The following is a 25,949-nucleotide window of genomic DNA, read 5'->3' on the forward strand; positions in this document are numbered from 1 at the left end:
GGCGCATTATACCCTAAAGGGAGGCGATGCTTTTAAGTATTGAAAGTAGTTGTGATGATAGCTCGCTCGCGCTCACGCGCCTAGAGGATTGCAAATTACTTTGGCATGCTAAAATCTCTCAAGAGGCAGAACACAGCGCGCATGGGGGTGTGGTGCCTGAATTAGCCTCCCGCTTGCATGCCCACAACTTACCCCTCTTGCTCCAAAAAGCTAAGGCGTTTTTGGGGGGTAAAACCCCTTTTGCCCCCCTTAAAGCTATCGCGCTCACCACGCGCCCCGGATTAGCCATTACCCTTTTAGAAGGGCTAATGATGGCTAAAGCCCTAGCTCTGAGTTTAAACCTACCTCTTATTAGTGTGGATCACCTCAAAGGGCATCTCTATTCGCTCTTTATTAACCAGCCTTGCGCGCGCTTTCCTCTAAGCGCGTTATTAGTCTCTGGGGGGCATACTCTCATCATAGAGGCGCGCGCGCCAATAGACATGCGCATCATCGCCCAAAGTTTGGACGATAGCTTAGGAGAAAGCTTTGACAAGGTGGCTAGAATGCTGGGTTTGGGTTATCCGGGGGGTCCGGTGGTAGAAAAACTCGCTAGACTCTGCCCTGCAGGGGAGGAGCACCCCTTTCCTCTGCCCCTTAGACAAAAAAACACCCTAGCCTTTAGTTTTTCAGGGCTCAAAAACGCCGTGCGTTTGGCAGTGGCTAAAGCCCAACCCTTAAGCCAAGAATTGCAGGCACAAATCTGTGCGGGGTTTCAAACAACCGCCTGCGCGCATCTGCTACACAAAGTGCGGGCGTATTTGCAGAGCGCTCGAGTGGAGTGCTTTGGGCTGGTGGGGGGGGTGAGTGCGAACACTTATATCCGCACGCAATTAGAAAACTTATGTGCAGAGTTTGGCATAGAATTGCTATTAGCCCCTTTAGAGTTTTGCACGGATAACGCGGCAATGATCGGGCGCGCGGGGGTGGTGGCTTACCAGCATGCAGAATTTAGCGATGCGCACACCCTAGACATCAGTCCACACACAGAGATTCCACAAAGCGCGGATTCAATTCTCTAGCACTTTTATGTTAAAATGCTAAATCAAAACCCCAAAAAGAATTGGAGAGAAACTTATGCTGAGTTTACGAGCGCGCGCTGTGATCTACCTAGTCGTCTTGCTGGGGGTTTTGGCTTTTGCGATCTTTATGACCGTCAAACGCGATTATAAGAGTCTGACAGAAATGCAGGGTAAAGAGGTAGCTAAAAGCATCAACGCGTCCATCATTAACACCATCGTGCAAGCCATCACCGTGGGCACGACTGAAGCCATTTATAAAGCCATTAATGACAGCAATAAGCTCCCAGGGGTGCAGATGAAATTCTACCCGGGTGAAGGGGACATTAAACTCTTTGGCTTGAATCAGAGTTTCACTCAAGACCCAGAGATTTTGCGCTATTTCAACGATCCTAGCACCCCCCAAGAAGTCAAGGTGCGCGGGGTGGGCAAGGATAGGCATGTGCGCGTTTTGCAACCTTTGGTGGGGGATAAAAGCTGTGTAACCTGCCACACCAATAATAAACCCGGGGATATGATTGGGGTGATGCAAGTCAAACTCTCCTTAGAAGAACCCCAGCGCAATGCCGATGCTTTCAGCACCAAAACCTTGCTGTGGATGATAGGGATTTCCTCAGGGATCATTTTGTTAATCTTTATCGTGGTGCAAAAAGATGTGATCAACCCTCTTAACAATCTCAAAACCACGGCTAGAAATTTAGCCTCATCTGAGGAAGCCGATTTGACTAAAAAGCTTGAAATTAACTCTAAAGATGAGATCGGGACGGCTTGTAGCTTTATCAACCAATTCATCACCAAGATCGCCGAGATCGTCAAAATTGGGAAAGGCATTGTAGAGGAGAACAACCAAGTGGGAGTCGCGCTCAAAGACTCCACAATCACACTCAACGAAGCGGCTGATCGCGAGCTCAAATCGGTAGAAAATCTCAAGAGCATTAACCATGAAGTGGGCGCGAGTTTGGAGGTGGCTAGGGGGAATTTGAGTAACACCATTAAGAATTTGGATCAAACCAGCGTCATTTTGGGGGCGTTTACCGACAAGATTCAAAACTCTGTGGATCTCATTTTGAGCTCCGCGCAAAACCAACAGGAGATCGCTACCGAATCTAGCGAGCTAGTCAGCCATGCCAATGAGATCAAGGGCGTGCTCTCCATCATTGAGGAAATCGCCAACCAAACCAATTTATTAGCTTTGAACGCCGCCATTGAAGCCGCCCGGGCGGGTGAGCACGGGCGCGGGTTTGCCGTGGTGGCTGATGAGGTGCGTAACCTAGCTAGCAAAACGCAAAAATCCTTGGGCGAAATCACCGCAATGGTGAATATGGTAACCCAAAGCATTGAAAACATGGGGGCGCGTATCCAAAGTGTGGCGACCCAATCCCAAGAAGTTTCAGAACAAACCTCTTTGCTCATCAAGGACGCTAAAGACGCTACGGATAATTTGAGCACCACCAAGAGCAGGTCTCAAGAAACCCGCAACCAAACCAATATCGTGGTGGCAAAAATGGAGGAGCTCAACCAAGTTACCACCGAATTTCTCAATATTTTTAAGGAAGTCAAGGCGGTGCGCCAGCAGCTAGAGGCGCATAGCCTCAAATTGGTAACCAAAAATCAGGAATTAGAAAACGAGTTTGGGAAATTCAAAGTCTAGGGTTGTTGGGCTTATTGGGGTATAATACCCTTTAAAAAAGGGTTGTTATGCAAGTGGATATTGTGGTGGTAGGCGGGGGGCATGCTGGCTTAGAAGCCGCCCTTGTGGGGGCAAAAATGGGCGCGCGGGTGCACATGCTCACCCTCTTGGTGGATAATATCGCTCTAGCTAGCTGTAATCCTGCCATTGGGGGGCTGGGCAAGGGGCATTTAGTCAAAGAAATTGACGCATTGGGGGGGGTGATGGGGCTTTTGGCAGATAAAAGCGCGTTGCAATGGCGCACTTTAAACGCCTCAAAGGGACCAGCCGTGCGGGGCACACGCGCCCAAATTGACATGGACACTTACCGCATTTTAGCGCGCAATCTTGCCTTGCAAACCCCAAATTTGAGCGTCTCTCAAGAGATGGTCGAATCTCTCTTGCTAGAGGGGGGGGCTGTGGTGGGGGTGCAAACCAATTTGGGTAAAACTTACCATGCTAAAAAGGTGATCCTCACTACAGGCACTTTTTTACAAGGGCTGGTGCATATTGGCACGCACCAAAGCCAGAATGGGCGTTTTGGGGAGAGCGCGTCTGTGCAACTCTCGCGCCAACTTGGCGCGCTAGGTTTGCAAGTGGGTAGGTTAAAGACGGGCACTTGTCCTAGATTGGCGGGTATTAGCATTGATTTTAGCCAATTAGAAGCCCACCATGGCAACTCTAACCCCCCTAAATTTGCCTACAAAAGCCCCCCAAGCCCTTTAGAACAACTCCCCTGTTTTATCACCTACACTAACTCCAACACCCATGCCATCATACAAGCCAATTTAGACAAATCCCCCATGTTTAGCGGGCAGATTGAGAGTGTGGGACCGCGCTATTGCCCTAGCATTGAGGACAAGATCCATCGTTTCAAGGACAAGGAACGCCACCAACTCTTTTTAGAACCCCAAACCCGATCCGCTAGCGAATACTATGTTAATGGACTGAGCACCTCTTTGCCCTTTGAAATTCAAGAGCAAGTAATTCACTCCATCAAGGGGCTAGAAAATGCCCATATTACGCGCTATGGCTATGCCATTGAATACGATTTTGTGCAACCCACGCAATTACACCACACCCTAGAAACTAAGAGCATCCCTAATCTCTACCTAGCTGGGCAGATCAATGGCACAACTGGCTATGAGGAGGCAGCCGCACAAGGGCTAATGGCGGGCATTAACGCCACTTTGGCTTTAGGCAGGCATAAGCAAGATCGCCTAGTCTTTGCGCGCAACCAAGCCTATATCGGGGTGATGATTGACGATCTAGTTTGCAAGGGCACTCAAGAGCCCTACCGCCTATTTACCGCGCGCGCGGAATACCGCCTCTTGCTCAGAGAAGACAACGCACGCTTGAGGCTAGGATCACACGCGCACGCGCTAGGTTTGATGGATTCTAGAAATTACGCTAAATTGCAAGCCCAACAAGCCCAAATCGCGCAGGCATTGCACACCCTCAAGCACACAAGCATCACCCCCAATAAACACACCCTAGAAAAACTCCAAGCCCTAGATCAAGCCCCCATTAATGATAAATGCGATGGGGTGTTTTTGGCTGGGCGTGAGGGTTTTACACAGCAGGATTTGCGCGCCTTCTTTGACTTTTTACAAGACTTGGATAATGAGGTGCTTGAGCAGGTTAAAATTGCCTGCAAATACCATAGCTACATTGAAAAACAAAGCACCTCTATTGCCAAGATGCAAAGCATGTTAGAGAGCCAAATCCCTCAAGATTTCAATTTTGAAAGGATCGCCGGATTAGGCTTAGAAGCCATTGAAAAACTCAGCAAGCACCGCCCTAAAACTCTGCTAGAAGCCTCTTATATCAGTGGGATCACTCCAGCTAATTTAGAGGTCTTGCAAATCTATCTACACTTGCACGCAAAAACTAAGGCGGTGCTCCCATGAGCGCGGTGCTCAAACTTGCCCAACAATTACTCTCCTATAAAACCATCACCCCCAAGGAAGAGGGGATCTTTGATTATATCGGGGCACTCTTGGGGGGTTTTGAGGTGGTGCGCGCGGATAAAAATGGGGTGAGCAATGTCTTATTTTACAAACGCTTTGGCGATCCCAAACAAACCCCCCTGCATTTTTGCTTTGCCGGGCATATAGATGTGGTGCCTGTGGGGGAGGGGTGGTCTTGCGATCCCTTTGGAGGAGTGGTGCGCGGGGATTTTCTCTATGGTCGAGGAGCTCAGGACATGAAGGGAGGGATAGCAGCCTTTGTGTGCGCCTTGCGCGATGTGTGCGCCACTCTCAAACCAGATAGCCCCGCGCTCATTCTCTCGATCCTGCTTACCAGCGATGAGGAGGGGGAGGCGCGCTTTGGCACCAAGCACATCTTAGAAGTCCTAGAGGAGCGCGGGCTCTTGCCCCATTACGCCCTAGTGGCTGAACCTACTAGCATGAAGGAATTGGGCGATAGTGTGAAAATTGGGAGGCGGGGCTCCATTGGGGGGAAAATTGTCGTGCAGGGCATTGCTGGGCATGTAGCCTACCCTAAAACCTGTTTAAACCCCATCGATCTCATCGCTAGTAAGCTCAATTTGATCGCTGGTGTGCATTTGGATGGGGGGAACGCCTTTTTTGAGCCCTCAAGACTCATCATCACCACCATTAAAAGCGACTCGGGGGCTGAAAATGTTACACCCAAATCCCTAGAACTTCTCTTCAATGTGCGCCACTCCCCTGAGAGCACCCTAGAAGATGTAGCCAATTTCTTAGATGTGGTCTTAGAGAAAATCCCTTGTAGCATCACTTTGACTCAACACTCCCTGCCCTTTTTAAGCCCCAAAGATGGCGTGTTGGTCAAACATCTTCAAGAGGCTATCTCTAGGGTTTTAAAGCGCACCCCCTTGCTCAACACGCATGGGGGCACGAGCGATGCGCGCTTTTTAGCGGCTATGGGGGTGGAGGTGGTAGAATTTGGGTTGCCTAACGATCGCATCCACGCCATAGATGAACGCGTGCGTGTGGAGGATTTAGATCGGCTTTACAAAGTCTTTATAGAATTACTCTATCTCATCATCAAGGAGGCGCATGCCAAACAAACATCTGATCTTTAGTGCGGATAAAATCGGAGAGGGAGATTTGGGGGCTAAGGTGGTCGTGGGCTTTTTAAATAGCCTTTCTGCAGTGTCTCCAGACTTACTGCCTAAGCAAATCATCTTTTTAAACCGCGGAGTGCTTTTGAGCACGCAAAATAGCCACATAGACAACTCTCAAGCCTTGCAAGCCTTGCAAAATTTAGAAAAACTAGGGGTGGAGATTCTCTCCTGTCAAACCTGCGTGGAGTATTTTGGGGCTAAGGTGGCTCTAGGGCGACTCACCCACGCCCAAGAAGTTTTAGAGATCATACTACAAAGCCACAACGCGATCGCGTTTTAATGTTCTGTGCTACCCTTGGGGTAGCAGAAGCGATACCCTCTACGGCGCACGGTTTCTACTGTGGAGATGCCTAGAGGTTTGTCCATCTTTTGGCGGATTTGGTTGATCGCCACTTCGATCACATTGGGGGTTACTAGCTCGGGTTCCTCCCAAATCGCATCTAATAATTGCTCTTTAGAAACGATCTGATCGCGATGGCGGGCTAAGTGGGTGAGCACCTCAAAGGGCTTACCCTTGACCTCAATCTCTCTGCCTTTGTAGATGATCTTCTCCTCATCGGGGTTAATCACCAAGTCCTCAATCTCAATAATGCTCGAACCCCAAAAGCGCAAGCGCGCTTCAATCCTAGCGGCTAACACACCCAAATCAAAGGGCTTAGCGATGAAGTCATCTACCCCCTCTTTGAAGGCTCGAATCTCTTGTTCGCTAGAAGCCTTGTTGGCAAACATGATACTCACAATGGCCGGGTGCTTGGACTTAGCATAGGAAATGAGATTGAGCCCGCTCCCATCACTAAGCTCCATATCCACCAACACCAGATCGTAATTGCGGATACTGATGTAATATTCCCCATCTTCTAGGTTTTCTGCCATATCCACCTGAAAACTCTTCTCACCTAAATAAGCGCTGATTTGCTTACTCAAATGGATATCACGCTCCACTAACAAAATACGCATCCTCATCCTTTGTTTTTAAACTTAAAGGATTATAACATAAGTTTTTAATCCACGATAGCCCCCCGCTCCCGCGCGCCTTTTGAAAGAATTTTGACAAAAAGCGATTCATTTAAGCTAAAATACCTAAAACTTCTGCTAGAATGGTGGTCGCAGGGCGGGGTAACCTCCCCCTCCTTCCCCGTCCTGCATTCCTTACATTTTTTTCTTGGCTTTGATCCCTAGAATGTCTAGCCCGATTGTCAAGCTCAAACTCACCATTTGGCATAGCTTGAGGTATTTGAGCTCCTCAGGGGTGTTCAAGATTTTGTGCGCGTTGTAAAAACTATGGAAATCCCCAGCTAGGTTTTTGAGATATTCGCAAATCTTTTGCAACTCTCGATCCATAAAGGCGTTAGAGAGCACTTTGGGTAAATTCAGGGCACTAAATAACAGGTGTCTTGCTTGGGGGGGGAGATTCTCCAAGTGGCTTTGTGCGATCGCGCGCGCCTCCCCTCTTTGCAAGAACTTGGCTAGCATGGTGTGGATACGCGCGTTGGCGTAGTGGATGTAAAAAATGGGGTTGGTGCTATCTTGGTGTTGCAAATTGGCGATGTCAAATTCCCAATGGGTGTCCAACTTCTTAGAGAGGAAGACAAAGCGCAAAGCGTCCTTACCCATGTCTTGCAGGGCTTCTTCTAATAGCACGACATTCCCTTCGCGTTTGCTCATTTTATAGGGCTTGCCCTCTTTGAGTAGTGCCACCATTTGGGTTAAGAGCACCTCTAGGCGTTGGGATTCATAGCCCAAAAATTCTAAAGCCGCCTTGATACGCGCCACATAGCCATGGTGATCGGCTCCAAAGATATTGATGTAGTGGTCGTAGCGTTGCGCGAATTTATAATCGTGGTAGGCGATGTCCCCAGCGATGTAGGTGAAACTCCCATCGCTTTTTTTCAAAACACGGTCTTTTTCATCGCCATGCATGCTGGAAGCTAGCCACATTTTCCCCTCTTTTTCATACACCCCCCCAGCTTTTTGCAGGCGTGCAAAAATGGCTTCTTGCGCGCTAAACATGGCTTTTTCACTCACATAAGCGTCCATTTGCACGCCCATGTCCTGCAAACTTTGCTGGATTCGCCCTAGCAGACAATCCTTAGCAAAATCCCCCAATTTAGCGATCAACTCCTCTTGCGTTCCCTCTAAATGACCAAAGTGTTCTAGCGCACGCGGGGCTAATTCTTTAGCGTCATAGGCTCCTTTAGGAAACTGCACTTCCATGCCCTGCATCTCTTGGATCGTCAATAACACAGACAAGCCCAACATCTTAATTTGTGCGCCCATGTCATTGACATAATATTCCGCATGGGTTTTTACGCCCAAAAAACGCCCCAAACGGCACAGACTGTCCCCAAAGATCGCCCCTCTGGCATGCCCGATATGCAAAGGTCCCGTTGGGTTGGCACTCACAAACTCTACATAGAGGCTCTCCTTTGAAACACCCCGACCAAAATCACACCCCAAAGCCAAGGCTTGCGTGCATAAACTATCTAGGAAACTCTCTTTAAGTGTGAAATTGATATAGCCATTGAGAGCTTCAATGCGCGCAAACAACTCCTGACACGCCTCTTGTTCTTGCAAGAACTCCACGATCTCTAAGGCGAGGAGTTTGGGGGCTTTTTTGCGCGTCTTAGCCAAAGAAAAAGCCACCACGCTGGCATAATGCCCCAAACTTTTATCTTTAGGGTGTTCTAGGACAATCTGCGTTTCTAACAGCTGTTCTAGCACCCCCTTGATGCGCGCATACACGCGCTAAACCTTGTGTTCTTGGGGGGGGTGGGGGGAGGAGGTGGGGTTTGGGCTTGCACCACCTTGGGGTCCTTGCCCTCCTCTTCGTCCTCCTTGATCGCCTTTTTGAAGTTTTTAATGCCACTCCCCAACCCCTTGGCTAACTCAGGGATCTTCTTAGCCCCAAATAACAGCACAATGACAAAGAGCACAATCAGCCAGTGCCACACACTTGTAAAACCGCCCATGTTCAATCCTTTAGGGTTTAATAGGGCGCATGTTACTACAGATGCCCTTAAAACTTAAACTCCCCTTTCCAAGCCATGCATAAACTCTCTTTAGGATACATCTGTTGTTTGTAACTCAATGTCTTAGCTATCCATACAATGCGCTCTTTAGCCTGCTCTAAATCATCATTGATCAACACATAGTCAAATTGATCCAAGGCTTGCAATTCGGCGTAAGCGTTGGCTAGTCTTTGGGCGATCACCTCTGGGCTGTCTGTGGCGCGTTGCTTCAAGCGCGCCTGTAACACCTGCGCGCTCTTGGTAGTGATAAAAACTGAAGTGGCTTTAGGGTAGATGCGCTTTAAGCTCTCATGACCTTGTATATCAATGTCAAACAAGACAAGTTTATGCGCCTCTAGGGCTTGTTGCACGGGGAGTAAGGATGTGCCATAGTAATGCCCATGCACACGCGCCCACTCCAAAAACTGCCCTCGATCAATCCCCTCCAAAAACGCCTCTTGACTCACAAAATGGTAATGTTGTCCTGAGAGCTCCCCTGGGCGCGGGGGGCGTGTGGTGGTGGAAATAGAAAAATACAAATCGGAGAAATGCGCCATCAAATGCTTTACCAAGGTGCTCTTGCCCGCCCCACTGGGTCCAGCTACCACCAAAATCCTATAAGCATCCACGCCCTAGACTTTATCCACAATTTGGATGCGCAACACCTTATTTTCTAAAATCTTGGAATCGATGGGCAAATCTTTGAGCAAGTCTTGCAAATCCAAAGTCAAAACCGCCGGGGTGCCCTGCGTAGACTCTGTAGACTCTGTAGACTCTGTAGACTCTGTAGACTCTGTAGACTCTGTAGACTCTGTAGACTCTGTAGACTCTGTAGACTCTGTAGACTCTGTAGACTCGGGTTGTCCGCTCTGTGTGGGTGGCTCTAGGGGTTGTTCGTCCTGTGCGGCGGATTTGGTCGCTGGGGTGCTTGGGGCACTTGCCACTTCTTGGGGCTGGCTTAAATCTGGGGTCTGCTCTGCTAAGGGCGCATCCATGTCTTGGTCGACATCTTGGGGCACTTGCTCTTGGGCGGGCATGGGGTCTTGAGAGGGGATCTCTTGATCTTGATCTTTGGTTTCATCCTGATCCTGATCCTGTGTTTCCACTGGCGTATCTTGGGTGGCTTCTGGCTCTGGCTCTATAGCCTCCTCAAGGCTTTGTGCTATATCAGGGGTGGCTTGCGCATCCAGCTCCTCGTGGGCGAAAGCCACGCCTAAGTCCTGCTCTATGTCTTCTTGTGGCGTGCTCGCCTCTGGCGTATCCTTGCTGTCCTCTTGCATTGGTGCTTGAGGACTCTGTGCCCTAGGCTCTGTTTTGTCCTGCTCTGTGGGCTGTGCTTCTAGCGCTGGCGCGTCCTCTGTGTGGCTCTCTTGTGTGGGGCGAGGCGCGCTTGACTCTTGGGGTCCTTCCACCACACCCACCATGACGGGTTCAGGGATATCCTCAATACGCTCAAACTCTTGGGGCTCTACCTCTGGCGCGCTGCTTGATTCAAGGGGGTTTGCTCTGCAACCGGGGTATCTTGGGGAGGTAAATCCTCTTGGCTTGAAGCACTCTGTTGCGCGGACGGGGCGGGGGGTTCTAGCTCAAGGGTGGGGGTGGGGTCTTCTTGGCTTTCTAGCGCAGGGGGTTCTAGCTCAGGGGGGAGAGTTGGAATTCTTGGGATTCTTGGGATTCTTGGGATTCTTGGGATTCTTGGGATTCTTGGGATTCTAACGCGGGAAACTCTAGTTCAAGGGGCGTATCTGCGGGGGAGGTTGAGTCCTGGGGAGTGTGTTCCTCCTCTTCTTCCTCATTGCTGTGATCCACGGGCAATAAATCCTCTAAAGAAAAATCCATGGTTTCTTTAGAAACTTGGGGGGCTTGCTCTTGGGATTCTTGAGGAATTTCTTCTTGAGGAACTTCTTCTTGAAGGGCATCCTCTTGGGGGGTCTGTGCGGGCTCTTGGGGGGTCTGTGCGGGAGGTTGTTCCTCCTGCGCGCTTGTTTGGGACTCTTGAGGGGCTTGTGGGGGGGGTGTGTCAAACAAACCCTCTAACTCTTCTAGTTGGTTTAAATCCGCCTCCAAGTTGGCATCTCCCAAACTCGCAGGCTCTAGGGGGGGTGTCAAAGCCTCTTGGGGGGTGGAGGTGGCGATGTGTAAGGACTCCATAGTCTTTTCTAAAATATGCAACACATCGGTGGGCAAAAAAGGCTTTTGGATATAGTGGGTGAAAGCCCCAAAGGGCGCGACACTCTTGCGGTGCACAAACGCGCTCATTTTAGTCCCCTCCAATAGGGGCGCAAGACGCTGGTAACCCTCCTCATCTACAACAGTGTCATCGGCAAAAAAGAAATACTCTGCGTCCTCTTGGAGTTTAGAAAGAGTTTCTTCTACATGCTCTTGCACCACCAATTCCAAAGCCAACTTCTTGGCGATGTTTTCAAATAACTTTTCAACCATCTTATTCTGATTGACTAACAGAATCTTCAACGCCACTCCTTAAGCTAAACTACCTAAACTCCGCATTATAATACAAGTTCACCCTATTTTGCTTAACTACAACATAAGGAATACTATGAGGATCGCTTACAAAACCTTATTTTTACCCTGTCTACTGGCGGGCATGTTGCAAGCTACCCCCACGCTCTACATGCTCCCCTACGAACAAACAGAGGCTCTCAATAGCCTCATTGCAGGCATCAATGCGGCTAAAAACACGATCAACATCGCCATTTACAGCTTCACCCACCAAAAGATCGCCAAAGCTCTCAAGGACGCGGCCGCACGCGGAGTCAAGATCCATATCATTTACGATTATGCAAGCAACGCCCATGGTAAGCATTCCACCATCGCCTATTTGTCTAAATACCAAGGGATTGACACCTGTTTGTTGCAGGGCACACCCGCTAAAGTGGCTAGGCACTTCCAGACCGTCCACAAAGGGATCATGCACCAAAAACTCGCTCTCATTGATGACAAATGGATTTTTCTAGGCTCAGCCAATTGGAGCAAAAACGCCTTTGAAAACAGCTACGAATTGTTGCTTAAAGACGATGACTCCAGCCTCATCCAAAAAGCCCAAAGTTACTACAAGAAAATGCTAAAAGCCTGTGTCCCCTACCACTAAAAGTGGTAATTGTAACCGATGTAAAAGGCAAAGGTTCTGCGTAGTTTGACGCTGAAGTTATTGCCCGAGTAGTAGCGGTTGTTGATGGTGGGGATTTTAAAACCGATATCGATGCCATGTTCGCCCACCACCAATGCTCTAAGCCCCACATTGAAGAGGAATTGGAACGCGCTAATGCTCACATTGTTGTCATCGTAGGGAGGAATCCCCATTTTATTTTGCCCTTCATCGCCCAAATACCACGAGCTCCCCGCAATCGCCATGCCCACATACGCGCCCAAATCCAGCGAAATGTCATCGCGATAAAAAGCTCCCTGAAAAAAATTATAAAAGACATCGGCAGCCGCGCCATAGGTGATCATATTACTCCCCCCATAATAGCCCCCGCCCCCATAAGGGCTTTTTCTATAACTCGCCCCAAAGCCTTGCCAATCTAAAAAGGCGTAATAGCGCGCCCCAAACATTTGATCATCTCTAAAATAGCCATTGTAGCCTATCAAAAAGCCTAGCCCATTAGCCCCCGCATTTCTATCATCACGCACCCCATAAGAACGCGTAAGAATGTTGATCGCCCCGGTTTGGTAACTTGTCCCCACAATGAGCCCCCTCATCCAATTGGGTTTCTCCCCTGCTTGCAAGGTCCCCATCCCCATCACCACTCCTAAAACACAAGGTAACACAAGTCGTTTTTGCATTTTCTATCCTCAAATCATAACTATGAAACCCCTATTATAGTATAATTAGGCGCAAAAGTGCTAAGGAGAGTTACGGTGGGTAAATGGATTTATCTTGTCGCCTTAGTGAGTGTGCTTGGCGCGCTAGAACCCGGGATCAAGTTTGACCCCCCCGATTATGTAGAAGAGATGCCCTCTAAGGAGTTTATCCCTGAGATCTCTAAGCCCGGAAGTCTCTTTGGGCAGGGGGAACGCCCCTTATTTGCCGACAGACGCGCGATGAAGCCCAATGATCTAGTTACCGTGGAGATTTCTGAGAGCTCTAATGCCAATTACAGCACCTCTAAGGATTATAAGAGCACCTCTAATGGCACTTCTAGCGCGCCCAGACTCACCTACAATGGCACGGATCTCAACAAGAGAAGTGAGGCGCAATTTTTAGATGATAAGAACAATTACAGCCTCACCCAATCTAGCACCAATAACGCCTTCAAAGGTGGAGGGGCGCAAAAGAAAAGCGAAGATCTCAAACTCACCCTCACCGCGCGCATTGTCAAGGTGCTAGAAAATGGGAATTACTTCATCCATGGATATAAGGAGATCCTTGTAGATGGGGAGAAACAGGTGATCGAGCTTAGCGGGGTGGTGCGCCCCTTTGACATCACGCGTGATAACACCGTGCAGTCCAAATACATCGCCAACGCCAAGATTTCTTACACCAATATTGGGGCTTTGAGCGCGAGCAACAAAAAGAAATTTGCCAACGATGTGTTAGAATCCCAATTCCCCTATTAAGGTGCGCATGTTAGCCTTGATCTTAGCGCGTGCGGGCAGTAAGCGCATCCCCCACAAGAACATCTACCCCTTTTTAGGCAAGCCCTTAATAGCCCATGTTATAGAGATCGCTATGTCCTCCCAACTCTTTAGCCAAGTGTTGGTTTCTACAGATAGCCCGCAGATCGCCAAAATCGCCCAAGATCATGGCGCGCATGTCCCCTTTTTGCGCCCCGCGCCTTTAGCCGATGACTTCACACCCACCCTCAAGGTTGTAGCGCATGCCCTCACACACTTGCAAACCCCTTTAGAAGACATGGTGTGTGTTCTCTATGCTACCAGTGTGCTCTTGCAAGCTAGCTACCTAAAAGAAGCGCGCCAAGCCCTTCTAGATCATCCCCACTGCAAATACGCCCTAGCCCTCACCCCCTATGCCTCTTCGCCCTATCGAGCCCTCACTGCCCAGATGACCCCTCTTTTTCCCCAGTGCTTGCAAGAGCGCTCCCAAGACCTCCAGACTCTCTACCATGACAGCGGGCTGTTTTACATGGGAATAGCTAGGCACTTCCTCCAAGAAGAACCCCTCCTAGCCCCCCACTCTTACCCCGTGCTTGTGCCCCATTTATACGCTCAAGACATAGACACCCTAGAGGATCTAGAATTAGCCAAACTCAAATACCAGCTTGTGCATGCCTGCGATCAAAATCCTAGCTGATGCCACGCCCCAAAGCGGGTTGGGGCATTTAAGACGCGCCCAAAAGCTCAAAGGGCATTTAGCCAACTTGGGGTTTAGCGCGCAAGTGCTAGCCCCCCACCCCTTGGCTGATCAAAACCTAGATTGGTTGCGCGCGCTAGAAATTGCCCCCCATGATGTGCTGTTCATAGATAGCTATCTAGCCCCTTTGGATTTTTACCACCATGCGCATGCGCATGCGCGCACCGTCGTTGTGCTAGAGGATAGTCCGCATGCCAACTTGCCTCCCAAGACTTTCATCATCAATCCATCTTACCAAGCCGAGCAACTCTACACCCAAATTAAGCCGCGCATGTTTTTGGGCTGTGCGTTCATGCCTTTTGAAAAGGCGTTCAAGCTGGATCACAAACCCCTAAAACCCAATCCCACCACCCTCTTGATGTGCTTTGGAGGGAGCGCACAAAGCCTGCCATTTTACCAACAAGCCCTAGAGATACTCGACAAAAGCCCCCTGCATGTCCAAGTGATCGCGCCCCCGCAATTGGCACTAGCCCTCCCCAAGACCTCCGCATGTGTGCATACCCATTTGGATTTGTTCGAGATTGCTAGCTTAATGCATGCTAGCGACATCGCGCTTTTGGGTGGGGGGGGGATGCTCTATGAAGCCATGCTAGCTCTAAGCTCGATTCTAGCCCTCCCCATCGCCCCCAACCAACTACACCAACTCGCAGCTCTAAGCGGGGTGCATGCCTGCTTATCTAGTAGCCTAGACACACTCTTAAGCGATCTAGCCCAATTTGGCTTAGCTACACGCGCGCGCATGCAAGTAGCCCAAAAAGCCCTCAATATCGGCTCTGCTCTCCAGTCCACTTTACAGGCGATTTTACTTGGATAACCCGCTGTGGCTTAGTTTTGACATCCCCCCCACCACTTTGGCTAAAGATGCCAAACCCTTGCACGCCTGCCATTTCATCCACACCACCCAAGCCGAACGCCTAGAGATTCTCTCCTTTCGCAACCATGCAGACACCAGCGCTTGGATGCTCAACGAGCACATCAGCCTAGAAGCGCATTTGCACTTCATAGAACAGCTCAAAACCCACCCCTCTAGCGCTTATTATCTCTTCAAACAAGAGGGTAAACTCTTGGGCGTGGGGTCTTTGACACGCGTCCATCCCATCCACCGCCATGCCTTTTTAGGGATTTATAAAAACCCCCACTTAGAGCATGTGGGCGCGCAAATCCTAGACGCTCTGGAATTTATCGCCTTTTACAAATTGCAATTACACGCCTTGCATCTAGAAGTGCTCACTAGCAACACTAGAGCCCTGCGCTTTTACCAACGCCATGCCTACCGCAAAGAGGGTTTTTTACGCGATTTTATCTACCGCGATGGGCGTTACTACGATGTGTGGCTATTTGTGAAATTCTCCCCTCTTAGCTATAATGCCACGAAAAAGAGTTAGTATGCCCGCCCCTTTTATTGTCGCCGAACTGAGTGCCAACCACGCCCAATCCTTAGAGATCGCCCTTAAATCCCTTGCATGCATCAAAGCCATTGGGGCTGATGGGGCTAAACTCCAAACCTACACCCCAGATTGTCTCACCCTCAATGTCCACAAACCCCCCTTCATCATTCAGGGCACACTATGGGATCAACAGAGTTTATACCAACTCTATGAGCGCGCGTGCATGCCCTTAGAGTGGCATGACGAACTCTTTGCATGCGCTAAAAGCTTGGGGCTAGAACTCTTTAGCTCCGTCTTTAGCCTCAAGGGATTGGAGCTCTTAGAAAAACTAGACTGCCCCAAGTATAAGATCGCCAGCTTTGAGATCACGCATCTAGAACTCATCACCCAAGTGGCTAGCACGCGCAAGCCCATGATTCTCTCCACAGGGATTGCCACCCACACCCAAATTTTAGACGCTTTGCAAGCCTGCTACAAGGCTAATAACTCCCAAATCACCCTCCTGCACTGCACTAGCGCTTACCCCGCCCCCTTGCACCAAGCCAATTTGCTAGCCATGCCCAATTTAGGCAAGCGCTACAAAGTCCTCTATGGCTTGAGCGATCACACTCTGGGATCTTTAAGCGCGATCATCGCGACCGCACTCAAGGCATGCATGATTGAAAAGCATTTTATTTTGGATAAGAACTTAGAAAGCCCCGATCAAGCCTTTAGCATGGACGCTGACGCGTTTGCGAGCATGATCGCCCAAGTGCGCGACACACATTTGGCTTTGGGCGCAGAAGAGGGCGCAAGCACCCCGCAGGGACAGCAATTTGCTAGAAGCCTTTTTATCACCAAAGCCCTCAAAAAGGGCGAAACCCTCACAAGAGAACACCTCCAAGCCCTGCGCCCCAATGCGGGGCTAGCCCTAAATTCCTCCCCCAAGTCTTAGGCAAGAGAGCCACCAGAGATTTAGAATACGCCCACCCGCTCACCCTCCAAGACATAGAACCCTAATCGCGCCCCTGTGCCAAGCACTTAGCGCACACCACGAACATTTTCATGTCATGGCTGACTAGCTTGGCTTGGAATTGTTTGGCGACCTCCATTTGGCGCTCCTCAATTTGGGCGTCTACAAACTCAATGATTTCCCCACATTGCAAGCAGATAATGTGATCGTGGTGTTCCTTGGCTGCGATCTCGTAGCGGCGACCATTTTTATTGGTTTCTAAGGTGTAAATAAAGCGTTCTTTTTCCAAGAAATTTAAAATGCGATAGACAGAGGAGATACTCGTATTCTTATCGCTCAAACGGATACTTTGGGTGATTTCTTCGGGGCTTAGATGAGTCCCGCTCTTGTATAAAACACTCACAACTTCTTCACGCTGTTTGGAATTCTTCAAACCATTTTTCCTAATTGAGACTCGCAAACGCTCTAAAATAGACTCTAGGGTTTCTAGTCGGCGCACAAACTCTCCTTAATTTGCTAATCCAAATGCCATAAATGCCATAAATGATGAGTAACTTCTCATGATAACATCATTTCTTAAACATGAATAAACAAGCACGCCAACAGCTGGCTATTTTACTTAAGCAAAATTTAGCTACAATCAGAGCAAAACTTTGTGGAGAGTTGGCATGAAAAAAGGAATCCATCCGGAGTATATCCCTTGCAAGGTAACCTGTGTTACCAGTGGCAAACAAATTGAGGTGCTCAGCACCAAAAGTGAATTACGCATTGACATCTCTAGTTTTTGCCATCCCTTTTACACCGGAAGCGACAAGATCGCTGACACCACAGGGCGCGTGGAGAAATTCCGCCAAAAATACAAATTGCAGTAGTTTTGCTAAGTCTGCTCCCCACCCCCATAGGCAATCTCAAAGACATCACTTTGCGCACGCTTGACACTTTGGCAAGTTGCGATGTGCTATTGTGTGAGGATGTGCGCGTTACCAAGCGTCTGTTGTTTTTACTCTCTGCGCAGAAGGTGTTGCAGATGCCCTCTAAACCCATGCACGCTTTGCACTCCCACAACCAAGAAAGCTTTTTAGCCCAAGTGGGGAGTGCTTTTTTCAAAGATCAGCATGTGGGCTTTTTAAGCGATGCGGGCATGCCCTGTGTGAGCGATCCGGGGGCTAGATTGGTGCGCTTCGCGCTAGAACATGGTCTTGAATACGAAGTCTTGCCCGGGGCTAGCGCGTGTGTGAGCGCTTATGGCGCGAGCGGGTTTGAGATGGGTGCTTTTTTCTTCGTGGGCTTTTTACCCCCCAAGAGCGTTGATCGGCGTGCCAAGATCGCCAAACTCAACGCCAGTGTTGCGGTTTTGCAGACCCAAGTGGCTTTGGTGATCTATGAAAGCCCCAAGCGCTTGCTAGACACTTTGGGCGATCTAGCCTTGCTGATCCCTAATTGCCCTGTATTTGCGATCAAAGAGATGACAAAACTGCATGAACAACGCTACTATGGCAATGTCCTAGAAGTGCATGGCAAACTCAAGGCTCTACCCTCTGTAGCCCTACGGGGTGAGTGGGTGTTGGTGTGTGGCTTGCACCCCTGCGCCCAGCCCACTTTGTCCTACCAAGAGATCGCTGATATGCCCTTGCCCCCTAAGATCAAAGCCAAATTATTGGCTAAACTCAAGGGGGTGTCTCCCAAAGCCCTTTACGCTTCGAGCATGCGCTCATGATTGTCTTTGGCAAGCGGGTGCTCTTGCACCTTTTGGCACACCACCCTAGCGTGATCCTAGAGTGGTATTTGGCTAAACAAGTGGATAAGACTCTCTTTGCGCGCTTGTGCGCCCATGCCAAAGAATACGATCGCCCCCTTGTGCGTGTGGACGCTAAGAAAGCCCAGAGCATGGCTAGGGGGGGTAACCACCAGGGGTTTTTAGCCAAAGTGCGTCCCCCTAGAATCGATTCTCTAGCTACGCTCAAACATTGCAACAGGCTTTTGGTGCTGTGTGGTGTGAGCGATGTGGGGAATGTGGGGGCGTTGTTTAGAAGTGTAGCATGCTTGGGTTTTGAGGGGGTGGTGATGGATACACCCTTGCCCTATGAGGGGTTAGCGCGCACGAGCATGGGCGCGCTCTATGAAGTGCCTTTTTGCGTGTGTGCGCGCTTGTTAGACGCGTTGCAAGAGCTCAAAAGCGCTGGAGTGCGTTGTTATGGGGCGCACACACAAGGGTGTGATGTGCGCCAAGTGGCGTTCAAAACCCCCTTGGCGATCTGTTTGGGTGCTGAGGGAAGCGGGTTATCTCCTAAGGTTTTACGCAAAATGGACGCGATCGTGCGTATTAACATGCATGGCAACATCGGTTCGCTCAATGTGGGTGTGGCCGGAGCAATTATAATGGATAGGACACAATGATGGACGAACAGGCAAAGCTAGCAGAATTAGACAAGAATTTAGAGATTCTCAAGGACAAGGGGATCGCCCAGATCGCGCAAACCACCAAGATCGCCAACCCCAAGATCAAGGCGATCCTAGAAAAACGCTTTGAGGATTTGCAGCGCGTGCACGCGGTGGGCTTCATCCAAATCTTAGAAAAGGAGTATGGGCTTAACTTGGGGCAGTGGCTCATGGAATATGACAAGAGTCTCTTTGTCAAACCCTCCATAGAGGATAAAGCTGACACGCCCGAAGAATCCCCCTTTGTCAATACCCCACGATCCGACCCTGAGGCTCTAGCCTCTTTCAAGCCTAAAAAGACTTCTAAGTGGGCGTGGGTCTTGCCCTTGATCTTATTGGCGGGTGCTGGGGGGTATATCTACTACAATAAATACGCTTCTTTAGCGCAACCAACTCCCCCACCTCCCCAAACCACTCCTTTGGAAAGTAACGCGCCCAAGAACGCCCCTTTGCAGGTAGAACCCACTCCCCCCCCCCAAGCCAGCACACAACCCCCTAGCCCACAACCCTCCAACCCCCCAGAGGACAAACCCCAGAGTCTCCAAACCCAAGAACCACCTCAGGAGTCCCCAGAGAGTGTTAAGCAAGAAACCCCCATTGATAAATCTAAAGTGATTGTGATCACCCCCAAAGAAGAAATTTGGATGGAGAGCATCGATTTGAGCAATAAGAAAAAAAGCCAAATCACCATCAAAGATCGCTTGATCTTAGAAACTAAGGGGCATAAGTGGCTGTTAGCCTTTGGGCATGGCAATGTGTCTTTGGAGGCTAATGGACAGGTTTCAGACTTCCACCAAGAAAGACCCTTAAGATTGCTCTATACCCCCAAAAACGGCTTGCGCCGTATCAGTTACGCGCACTATCAAGAACGGAGCAAATAAGTTTGAGAGTGCTAGCATGCCTAGTGTTGTGGTTGGGTTGGCAAGGATATTTGGGTGGCGATGCCCTAGAGGACAAGATTAAAAATCTCGTCGGAGAGAGGTTTTATCAAACCAATAGGAATTTCATCGCGCGGGTGTTTGCCAAGCGCGGTAATTTTTACACTCAAGGACAATTACGCGCCAAGAAGGTGGTGGATACCCTTAAAGACAATGGTCTTTTGCCCTTAAAGTTTGGTAAACCCGGGGTGTTGCATGTGAGTTTTCAAGCAAAAACCTCGCCTTTGTTGCTCTTAAAAACCACCCAAAGCGTGTTAGCCTCCATGGGCTATGCCTACTTCATGGTGTTAGAGGTGGATTACCAAGATTCTTGGAGTAAGGCGATCTTTGCGCTCAAGACCGAATACGCCCTAGACCCCACTCTCATCGCCGCCCTCTTTGCCAAAAAGGGCTTTGTTTTCACGGATTTAGAACGCCGTAGTTTGCAAGATTGGGTGTATTACTTTGGGGTGCGCACCCAAAATCGCCAATAGCGCGACTGTTATCCCCTCGGGCAATTATTTAAACCTCAAAGAGATTAGTGGGGAGTATTGGTTGGATATGGGCTATAGTGGTAGGTTGCACATTGTAGCTAATACCGATGCTTGGCATCCCCAAATTAGCTTTTTTGATTCATCCTTGCGCATGTTGGATTTCACCCATAGCCCCACCCCCACTTCCCAAATTAGCCTAGACATTCCCGATCGGTGCGTTTCATCAAAATTAGCGACACAAAAAACCCCTTGATCCTCAAGGCGGGTATAAAAGTGCTATTAGAACCTTTAAAGCACTAGATAATTGCCTAAAGGGGGGCTTTTATGTTATTATGGCGTTCTTAAAATTCGATCAAGGGAGTCGTTTATGAGAAAAATAGTTGTAGGCGCGTTGTTGTTTTCTGCTCTAGCGCACGCAAGCAGCATCGATACAGGCAAGCTGAGTATGAGTTTCACAGCGTTCAAAACGCCCAAAAAAGTCGGGGTAGAAGGCACTTTTGATGGGGTGAATTACCGCTTCAATAAAGACCATTCCAGTGTGGTGCGCATGCTAGATAAAGCCAGCGCGACCATAGATGTGTCGCATGTGAATTTACATGACGCGCTCAAAAGTAAGAATGTCAAAGAAGCCTTCTTTGATCTCTTTAAGGACAAGAATCTCAGGGTAACTTTTAGAGATATTGTAGCAGGCGAAAACCAAGGCACTATTTTAGCTAGCGTGCGCATGAATGCCAAGAGCGTCAAGGTGCCCATGAATTACACCATTGAGAAAGATCAGCTAGTTGTAACCGGCGTGCTAGATATTCTAGAATTTGGGCTTAAAAACGCGTTGGCTAAATTGGCTAAAGCCTGTGAACCCATGCACCAAAAATTGACCTGGTCGCAGGTGCAAATCACTTTCAAAGCGGGCTTAAAAGACTGATGGCAAAAAAACAGCTGGATCACGCTTTGTTGCACAGCATTAATGATTTCAACGAAGCCAAGCAGGTGATCGTGGGGGGGGTAAATTCCCCTGTGCGGGCGTTCCAAAATGTGGGGGGCACACCCCCTTTTATTTTCAAGGGAGAGGGGTATTCTCTATATGATGTAGATGGGAATTCCTATGTGGATTTCGTGCAAAGTTGGGGACCTCTACTCTTTGGGCATGCCAATTCCCAAATTCAAGAGCGCGTGATTGAAGTCTTGCAACGAGGTTTGAGCTTTGGCGCGCCCACAGAATTAGAAACCACTCTAGCTAAAAAGATCGTGTTGAGTTACGAGGGCGTGGAGAAAGTGCGCTTAGTCAATAGCGGGACAGAAGCGACCATGAGCGCGATCCGTTTGGCTAGGGCTTTTTCTCAAAAAGACGACATTATCAAGTTTGAGGGATGCTACCACGGGCATAGCGATAGCTTGTTGGTGGGGGCTGGGAGCGGATGTGCCACCTTTGGAGTGCCTAACTCTTTGGGCGTGCCCAAGAGCATCGCCCAACACACCCTAGTGGCGCGCTATAATGACATCCAATCGGTGCGCGCTTGCTTTGAGGCTAGTAAGAATGTAGCTTGCGTCATCATCGAACCCATTGCCGGGAATATGGGCTTAGTGCCGGCTAAACTGGAATTTTTGCAAGAACTCCAAACCCTATGTCAAGAACACCGCGCCGTGTTGATCTTTGATGAGGTGATGAGTGGTTTTAGAGCCGGAGCCCATGGCTCTCAAGATTACCACCATCTAGTGCCCGATCTAGTTACCTTTGGTAAAGTCATTGGTGGGGGCTTGCCTTTGGCTTGTTTTGGGGGTAGGGCTGAGATCATGGAATTATTAGCCCCTGTAGGTGGGGTGTATCAAGCGGGGACTTTGAGCGGGAATCCGGTGGGCGTGGCTGCGGGCATTGTGGCTTTGGAAAAAATCGCCCAAGATCCCAAACTGTATCCCAGATTGGAGGCGTTGGCTTTGCGTTTCACGCAGGGCTTAGAACAAGCCGCACAATCTTGCCATATCGCCTTGCAAACCTGTGTGCGCGGGAGCATGTTTGGCTTTTTCTTTAGCGAGCAGGAGGTGTGCGACTTTGAGGGGGCTAAGAGCTCTAGAAACGATCTCTACGCTATTTTCCACCAGAAGATGTTGCAAAAAGGGGTGTATCTTGCGCCTTCCGCCTTTGAGAGTGGGTTTATTTGCGCGCCCATGCATGAAAACATCATTGAGGCTTGTGTGCAAAAAGCCCAAGAGAGCTTTAGCGAAATGGCGCATGGACTCTGAGCCTAAATTCAAGCGGATCGTGGAGGGGGCGAGTGTTCTGAGTTTGGGGATTTCCATCGTGGTGGCCATCTTGCTAGGCATTGCCATAGGTTATGGGCTAAAACGCCTAACCGGTGTGGCTTGGTTGTTCTGGTTGGGGGTGTTTTGGGGAGTGGGGGGGGCAATTTTGAATGTTTACAAAGCCTACAAGCGGGCTAAAAGAGATTTAGATGCGTTGGCTAGTGATCCCAAATACCAAAATCGCGATGTGTAGTCTTAAGTGCGCCTTATTTGTGTTCTTGTGCAATGTGGGGGGGGCTGGTGGAGTGGCTTATGGCTGGGGGGCTGTGGGTTTACTCAATTTTGAAGGGGCTTTTATAGGCTTTTTACTGGTCTTGCTCACAGGATACCAAAAACTCAAAAACGCCTTGCAAAACCCCACGCAAAAAATCCCTTCTAAATTTGTGCTGGGCATGGAATTGGGCTTGAGCTGGGGCAAGATCGGAGCATACATGTTACTCTTGGGCGCGCTCTTGGCTCTCATGCGCTTTGGACTCTTTGTTCCCCTCCCCTATCTTTTGGGGCTTGGGGTGTGTTTGGGGAGCGCGCTGGGTCTTTGCCTGCTTAAAAAACCCTAGGCTTGTTTGAGCTTTTGGACGATCTGAGAAGTTTGCCTAGCAATCGCCCACTCTTCATTGGTTGGCACGCGCAAAATCTGCACGGCTGTGTTGGGTTGGCTTAGATTCACCACGCCCTTGGGCAAATTTTCATTGAGTTGCGCATCGAGTGCCATGCCAAAGTTCTCTAAATTGGCGCAAACGGCTTTGCGTAGGCGCGCGCAATTCTCCCCCACCCCTCCCGTGAAGATCAACGCATCAATTCTGCCTAGGGCTAATAAGTAAGACCCGATGTATTTGCGGATACGATAGGCATACATTTCAAAGGCAAGTTTGGCTTTTTCATCGCCTTGTTCGATCAACGCCTCCACGCTACGCATATCGCTTTTACCACACAAGCCCTTTAACCCGCTTTCTTTGTTCAACACATCATTAACCTCTTGTAAGCTCTTGCCCTGAATTTGCATGATATAGCCTAGTAAAGCCGGATCCAAATCCCCCGAGCGCGTCCCCATAATGAGCCCCTCTAAGGGAGTCAATCCCATAGAGGTGTCTACACTCTTGCCCTCTTTAATGGCGCACACACTTGCCCCATTGCCTAAGTGCAAAGAGATGGCGTTGAACTGATCGTAGGGGATGTTTAAAAACTTGGCTGCTTCCATCGCCACGAAGTGGTGTGAAGTGCCATGGAAGCCATAGCGGCGCAATTTGTAGGTTTCATAGAGATCATGGGGCAGGGCGTAGGTGAAGGCATGGGGGGGGATGCTTTGGTGGAACGCGGTATCAAAAACAGCCACTTGGGGGATGTGGGGGGCGCGTTTTTTCAGGGCTTGGATCCCCCTTAAGTGCGCAGGATTGTGTAGGGGGGCTAGGAAAGCGAGTTTTTCAATGTGGGCGATCACCCCCTCATCAATCAGTGTGGGTTCAATGAATAAATCCCCCCCATGCACCACGCGATGCCCCACTCCATCTACATGCCCCAAACTCTTTAACACCTCTAGATGTGCCAAAGTGTCCTCTATGTGTTGCAAACCGGCATCGTAGGTAGGGATGTCCAAACATTCCTTACTAATCTGGGCGTGCCCTTGGTGGGTGTAAATTTGGGCTTGCGAACACTCCCCGCCAATCTGCTCTACAATGCCCTTAGCCAGCACGCTTTTTTTCTCCATGTGGAACAACTGGAATTTAATAGAGGAACTCCCTAGATTTAAGACGAGAATACGCATGCTCTACCCCTGTGCTTGGATAGCGGTGATAATGATCGTGTTGATCACATCTTCTACCAAACAGCCCCGACTCAAATCATTGACCGGTTTTTTAAGCCCTTGCAATACAGGACCGATGGCTAGAGTTTTTGCGGTGCGTTGCACGGCTTTATAGGCGATATTGCCCGCGTCTAAATCCGGGAAAATAAAGACATTGGCTTGTCCGGCTACAGGGCTTCCGGGCATTTTCTTAGCCCCTGTTTTAGCATCGATAGCCGCATCAAATTGCAAGGGACCATCAATGAGAAGATTCTCATCTAAATGGCGCGCGATCTCCAAAGCCTCACGCACCTTATCTACATCAGGACCCTTGCCAGAAGTGCCCGTAGAATAAGAGAGCATGGCAATTTTGGGCTCGATACCAAAACTCTTAGCCGTGCGCGCGGAACTAAGAGCGATATGGGCTAACTCTTGCGCGCTGGGGTTGGGGTTGATCGCGCAATCAGCAAAGACTAGCACACGCGTATCCAAGCACATGAAAAACACACTAGACACCAAACTCACACCCGTGTGGAGTTTGATAGTTTGCAAGGCAGGGCGCACGGTGTCTGCTGTAGTGTGCGTGGCTCCTGAAACCATACCATCGGCATGCGCGCTATAAACCAACATGGTCCCAAAATAAGTCGGGGTTTTGACTAACTCTTGGGCTTCTTGTAGGCTTAACCCCTTGCTTTGGCGCAAAGCATAGAGGGTGTTAGCAAAATTGTCTAAATACTCAGAGGTATTAGGGTCTATGATCGTGCACGCTTGCAAATCAAGCCCTAAGTCTTTGGCATCTTGGGCGATCTTGCCAGCTTGACCCAGCAAGATGATCTTAGCGGCTTGGCTTTGGGTGATCGCTTGGGCAGCTTGCAGGATTCTAGGGTCTTGACTCTCGGGCAAAACAATGGTCTTGAGCGCGCCTCTAGCGCGCCTAAGCAACTCGGCTTGGAAGCGCACCGGGCTTAGGATCGCGCTCTTGCTTTGCTGGATGGCTTGTAGTGCTGGGCTTAAATCTTGTGGCAGGGCATCTAAATCCAAGACAAGGTGGTTGGTCTCACTCTTGTGATACCCCTGCGTCAAACTCAGCGGGTTAACAAGCCCAGCACGCACCAAGCTAGAGTGGGCTAGCGCGCACGCATGCGCGTCCCCTTGTAAAGCATTGATCACCACCAAATTCAGATGTTGGGCGAGTTTGGTAGCGATATTGGGGTCTAAGGCTTGCAAATTCTCCAACGCGCTAGAGCGCAACAGGAGATAATCCTGCTTGGCTAGTTGATCTTGATAGGCTTGTAGCCAAGGCGCAAAATCCCCTTTTTCTAACAAGGCGATGAGCCTAGGCACGGTCAGACCTAAGGTGGCTTCTACAACCTTAAAACTCTTAGGTTGCGTGGCGAACATGCCCTCTAAACAGGCTAAACTCTTTTCTTCTAGCGCGCCACTTGGCGCGATCAACAATATCCCATAACCCATTGGTCGTCCTTTATGTAAAGATAGTGTTA

29 protein-coding genes and 2 pseudogenes are annotated in these 25,949 nt (G+C 49.5%); 21 read left to right on the plus strand and 10 right to left on the minus strand.

Annotated features, from left to right (window positions below):
• The first annotated feature begins 26 nt into the window (after window positions 1–26).
• Genes tsaD through EAO37_RS00210 form a run of 5 tightly spaced genes read left to right on the plus strand, consistent with a single transcriptional unit; the run spans window position 27 to window position 6,119 of the window.
• A complete protein-coding gene (gene tsaD, locus EAO37_RS00190) occupies window positions 27–1,061 on the plus strand; it encodes a tRNA (adenosine(37)-N6)-threonylcarbamoyltransferase complex transferase subunit TsaD (RefSeq protein WP_120950852.1) in 1,035 nt (344 codons plus the stop codon).
• A 55-nt stretch (window positions 1,062–1,116) separates the two neighbouring features.
• Entirely contained in the window at window positions 1,117–2,709 is a 1,593-nt protein-coding gene (locus EAO37_RS09775; RefSeq protein WP_120950854.1) for a methyl-accepting chemotaxis protein, read from the plus strand.
• Between the two features lie 47 nt (window positions 2,710–2,756).
• Complete coding sequence (gene mnmG, locus EAO37_RS00200) at window positions 2,757–4,637, plus strand: tRNA uridine-5-carboxymethylaminomethyl(34) synthesis enzyme MnmG (RefSeq protein ID WP_120946013.1); 1,881 nt, start codon at window positions 2,757–2,759, stop codon at window positions 4,635–4,637.
• A complete protein-coding gene (dapE, locus tag EAO37_RS00205) occupies window positions 4,634–5,797 on the plus strand; it encodes a succinyl-diaminopimelate desuccinylase (RefSeq protein ID WP_120950856.1) in 1,164 nt (387 codons plus the stop codon). The genes mnmG and dapE overlap by 4 nt, the downstream gene beginning before the upstream one ends.
• Window positions 5,772–6,119 (plus strand): hypothetical protein, encoded by a 348-nt coding sequence (locus tag EAO37_RS00210; RefSeq protein ID WP_120950858.1) that lies wholly within the window; start codon window positions 5,772–5,774, stop codon window positions 6,117–6,119. Before dapE ends, EAO37_RS00210 begins: the two co-directional genes overlap by 26 nt.
• On the opposite strand, the gene hsrA is transcribed toward EAO37_RS00210, so the two are convergent.
• The 6 genes and pseudogenes from hsrA to EAO37_RS09095 form a co-directional block, all read right to left on the minus strand.
• On the minus strand, window positions 6,116–6,796 hold the full coding sequence (gene hsrA, locus EAO37_RS00215) for a homeostatic response regulator transcription factor HsrA (protein WP_120946016.1): 681 nt from the start codon (window positions 6,794–6,796) through the stop codon (window positions 6,116–6,118). The genes EAO37_RS00210 and hsrA overlap by 4 nt on opposite strands.
• Window positions 6,797–6,988: 192 nt before the next feature.
• Window positions 6,989–8,581 (minus strand): arginine--tRNA ligase, encoded by a 1,593-nt coding sequence (gene argS, locus EAO37_RS00220; protein WP_120950860.1) that lies wholly within the window; start codon window positions 8,579–8,581, stop codon window positions 6,989–6,991.
• A 62-nt stretch (window positions 8,582–8,643) separates the two neighbouring features.
• A pseudogene (gene tatA / locus EAO37_RS09875) lies at window positions 8,644–8,808 on the minus strand (twin-arginine translocase TatA/TatE family subunit); the annotation flags it as partial.
• A 47-nt stretch (window positions 8,809–8,855) separates the two neighbouring features.
• Window positions 8,856–9,476 (minus strand): guanylate kinase, encoded by a 621-nt coding sequence (gmk, locus tag EAO37_RS00230; RefSeq protein WP_120946414.1) that lies wholly within the window; start codon window positions 9,474–9,476, stop codon window positions 8,856–8,858.
• A 3-nt stretch (window positions 9,477–9,479) separates the two neighbouring features.
• Window positions 9,480–10,259: a hypothetical protein gene (locus EAO37_RS00235; RefSeq protein WP_162982903.1), complete on the minus strand. Its 780-nt coding sequence runs from the start codon at window positions 10,257–10,259 to the stop codon at window positions 9,480–9,482.
• 220 nt (window positions 10,260–10,479) lie between these two features.
• The gene (locus tag EAO37_RS09095) at window positions 10,480–11,319 is read right to left on the minus strand and encodes a hypothetical protein (RefSeq protein ID WP_162982904.1); all 840 of its coding nucleotides are present in this window, start codon (window positions 11,317–11,319) and stop codon (window positions 10,480–10,482) included.
• A gap of 85 nt (window positions 11,320–11,404) precedes the next feature.
• Here EAO37_RS09095 and EAO37_RS00240 point away from each other — a divergent pair, with 85 nt between their 5' ends.
• Window positions 11,405–11,956 (plus strand): phospholipase D-like domain-containing protein, encoded by a 552-nt coding sequence (locus EAO37_RS00240; protein ID WP_120950866.1) that lies wholly within the window; start codon window positions 11,405–11,407, stop codon window positions 11,954–11,956.
• Here EAO37_RS00240 and EAO37_RS00245 read toward each other — a convergent pair.
• Complete coding sequence (locus EAO37_RS00245; protein ID WP_120946325.1) at window positions 11,953–12,651, minus strand: outer membrane protein; 699 nt, start codon at window positions 12,649–12,651, stop codon at window positions 11,953–11,955. The two genes, EAO37_RS00240 and EAO37_RS00245, sit on opposite strands and share 4 nt — an antisense overlap.
• A 75-nt stretch (window positions 12,652–12,726) precedes the next feature.
• On the opposite strand from EAO37_RS00245, the gene flgH reads away from it, so the two are divergent.
• The 5 genes and pseudogenes from flgH (at window position 12,727) to pseI (ending at window position 16,566) form a co-directional block, all read left to right on the plus strand.
• Entirely contained in the window at window positions 12,727–13,425 is a 699-nt protein-coding gene (flgH, locus tag EAO37_RS00250; protein WP_162982270.1) for a flagellar basal body L-ring protein FlgH, read from the plus strand.
• Between the two features lie 7 nt (window positions 13,426–13,432).
• Window positions 13,433–14,119 carry a pseudaminic acid cytidylyltransferase gene (gene pseF, locus EAO37_RS00255; RefSeq protein ID WP_120950868.1) on the plus strand — a complete coding sequence of 229 codons (687 nt, stop codon included), beginning with the start codon at window positions 13,433–13,435 and terminating at the stop codon, window positions 14,117–14,119.
• Complete coding sequence (locus EAO37_RS00260) at window positions 14,094–14,993, plus strand: hypothetical protein (RefSeq protein ID WP_120950870.1); 900 nt, start codon at window positions 14,094–14,096, stop codon at window positions 14,991–14,993. Before pseF ends, EAO37_RS00260 begins: the two co-directional genes overlap by 26 nt.
• Window positions 14,986–15,564 carry a UDP-4-amino-4,6-dideoxy-N-acetyl-beta-L-altrosamine N-acetyltransferase gene (gene pseH, locus EAO37_RS00265; RefSeq protein ID WP_120946332.1) on the plus strand — a complete coding sequence of 193 codons (579 nt, stop codon included), beginning with the start codon at window positions 14,986–14,988 and terminating at the stop codon, window positions 15,562–15,564. Before EAO37_RS00260 ends, pseH begins: the two co-directional genes overlap by 8 nt.
• 1 nt (window position 15,565) lies before the next feature.
• Window positions 15,566–16,566, plus strand: a pseudogene (gene pseI / locus EAO37_RS00270) (pseudaminic acid synthase).
• On the opposite strand, the gene EAO37_RS00275 reads toward pseI, so the two are convergent.
• Complete coding sequence (locus EAO37_RS00275; protein ID WP_120946335.1) at window positions 16,563–17,018, minus strand: Fur family transcriptional regulator; 456 nt, start codon at window positions 17,016–17,018, stop codon at window positions 16,563–16,565. The pseudogene pseI and the gene EAO37_RS00275 sit on opposite strands and share 4 nt — an antisense overlap.
• A 169-nt stretch (window positions 17,019–17,187) precedes the next feature.
• On the opposite strand from EAO37_RS00275, the gene rpmE reads away from it, so the two are divergent.
• From rpmE to EAO37_RS00320, 10 genes are all read left to right on the plus strand, one after another.
• Complete coding sequence (rpmE, locus tag EAO37_RS00280; protein ID WP_120946337.1) at window positions 17,188–17,391, plus strand: 50S ribosomal protein L31; 204 nt, start codon at window positions 17,188–17,190, stop codon at window positions 17,389–17,391.
• Window positions 17,392–17,393: 2 nt separating this feature from the next.
• A complete protein-coding gene (gene rsmI, locus EAO37_RS00285) occupies window positions 17,394–18,236 on the plus strand; it encodes a 16S rRNA (cytidine(1402)-2'-O)-methyltransferase (RefSeq protein ID WP_120946339.1) in 843 nt (280 codons plus the stop codon).
• On the plus strand, window positions 18,233–18,916 hold the full coding sequence (locus EAO37_RS00290; protein ID WP_120950872.1) for an RNA methyltransferase: 684 nt from the start codon (window positions 18,233–18,235) through the stop codon (window positions 18,914–18,916). Before rsmI ends, EAO37_RS00290 begins: the two co-directional genes overlap by 4 nt.
• Window positions 18,916–19,839, plus strand: a complete 924-nt coding sequence (locus EAO37_RS00295) for a hypothetical protein (RefSeq protein ID WP_120950874.1) — start codon at window positions 18,916–18,918, stop codon at window positions 19,837–19,839. The genes EAO37_RS00290 and EAO37_RS00295 overlap by 1 nt, the downstream gene beginning before the upstream one ends.
• Window positions 19,840–19,862: 23 nt before the next feature.
• The gene (locus EAO37_RS09460) at window positions 19,863–20,369 is read left to right on the plus strand and encodes a hypothetical protein (RefSeq protein ID WP_240451660.1); all 507 of its coding nucleotides are present in this window, start codon (window positions 19,863–19,865) and stop codon (window positions 20,367–20,369) included.
• A complete protein-coding gene (locus tag EAO37_RS09465; protein ID WP_240451661.1) occupies window positions 20,341–20,622 on the plus strand; it encodes a hypothetical protein in 282 nt (93 codons plus the stop codon). The genes EAO37_RS09460 and EAO37_RS09465 overlap by 29 nt, the downstream gene beginning before the upstream one ends.
• A gap of 114 nt (window positions 20,623–20,736) precedes the next feature.
• The gene (locus EAO37_RS00305) at window positions 20,737–21,291 is read left to right on the plus strand and encodes a YceI family protein (RefSeq protein ID WP_120950876.1); all 555 of its coding nucleotides are present in this window, start codon (window positions 20,737–20,739) and stop codon (window positions 21,289–21,291) included.
• Window positions 21,291–22,607, plus strand: a complete 1,317-nt coding sequence (gene hemL / locus EAO37_RS00310; protein ID WP_162982271.1) for a glutamate-1-semialdehyde 2,1-aminomutase — start codon at window positions 21,291–21,293, stop codon at window positions 22,605–22,607. Before EAO37_RS00305 ends, hemL begins: the two co-directional genes overlap by 1 nt.
• The gene (locus EAO37_RS00315) at window positions 22,597–22,860 is read left to right on the plus strand and encodes an AtpZ/AtpI family protein (protein ID WP_120950878.1); all 264 of its coding nucleotides are present in this window, start codon (window positions 22,597–22,599) and stop codon (window positions 22,858–22,860) included. Before hemL ends, EAO37_RS00315 begins: the two co-directional genes overlap by 11 nt.
• The gene (locus tag EAO37_RS00320) at window positions 22,817–23,224 is read left to right on the plus strand and encodes a hypothetical protein (protein ID WP_240451662.1); all 408 of its coding nucleotides are present in this window, start codon (window positions 22,817–22,819) and stop codon (window positions 23,222–23,224) included. Before EAO37_RS00315 ends, EAO37_RS00320 begins: the two co-directional genes overlap by 44 nt.
• On the opposite strand, the gene EAO37_RS00325 is transcribed toward EAO37_RS00320, so the two are convergent.
• The gene (locus EAO37_RS00325) at window positions 23,221–24,429 is read right to left on the minus strand and encodes an acetate kinase (RefSeq protein WP_120945137.1); all 1,209 of its coding nucleotides are present in this window, start codon (window positions 24,427–24,429) and stop codon (window positions 23,221–23,223) included. The two genes, EAO37_RS00320 and EAO37_RS00325, sit on opposite strands and share 4 nt — an antisense overlap.
• Window positions 24,430–24,432: 3 nt before the next feature.
• Entirely contained in the window at window positions 24,433–25,920 is a 1,488-nt protein-coding gene (gene pta / locus EAO37_RS00330) for a phosphate acetyltransferase (protein ID WP_120945139.1), read from the minus strand.
• Window positions 25,921–25,949: the final 29 nt, after the last annotated feature.

The organism is Helicobacter sp. L8 (assembly GCF_003660355.1).
Classification (GTDB): domain Bacteria; phylum Campylobacterota; class Campylobacteria; order Campylobacterales; family Helicobacteraceae; genus Helicobacter; species Helicobacter labacensis.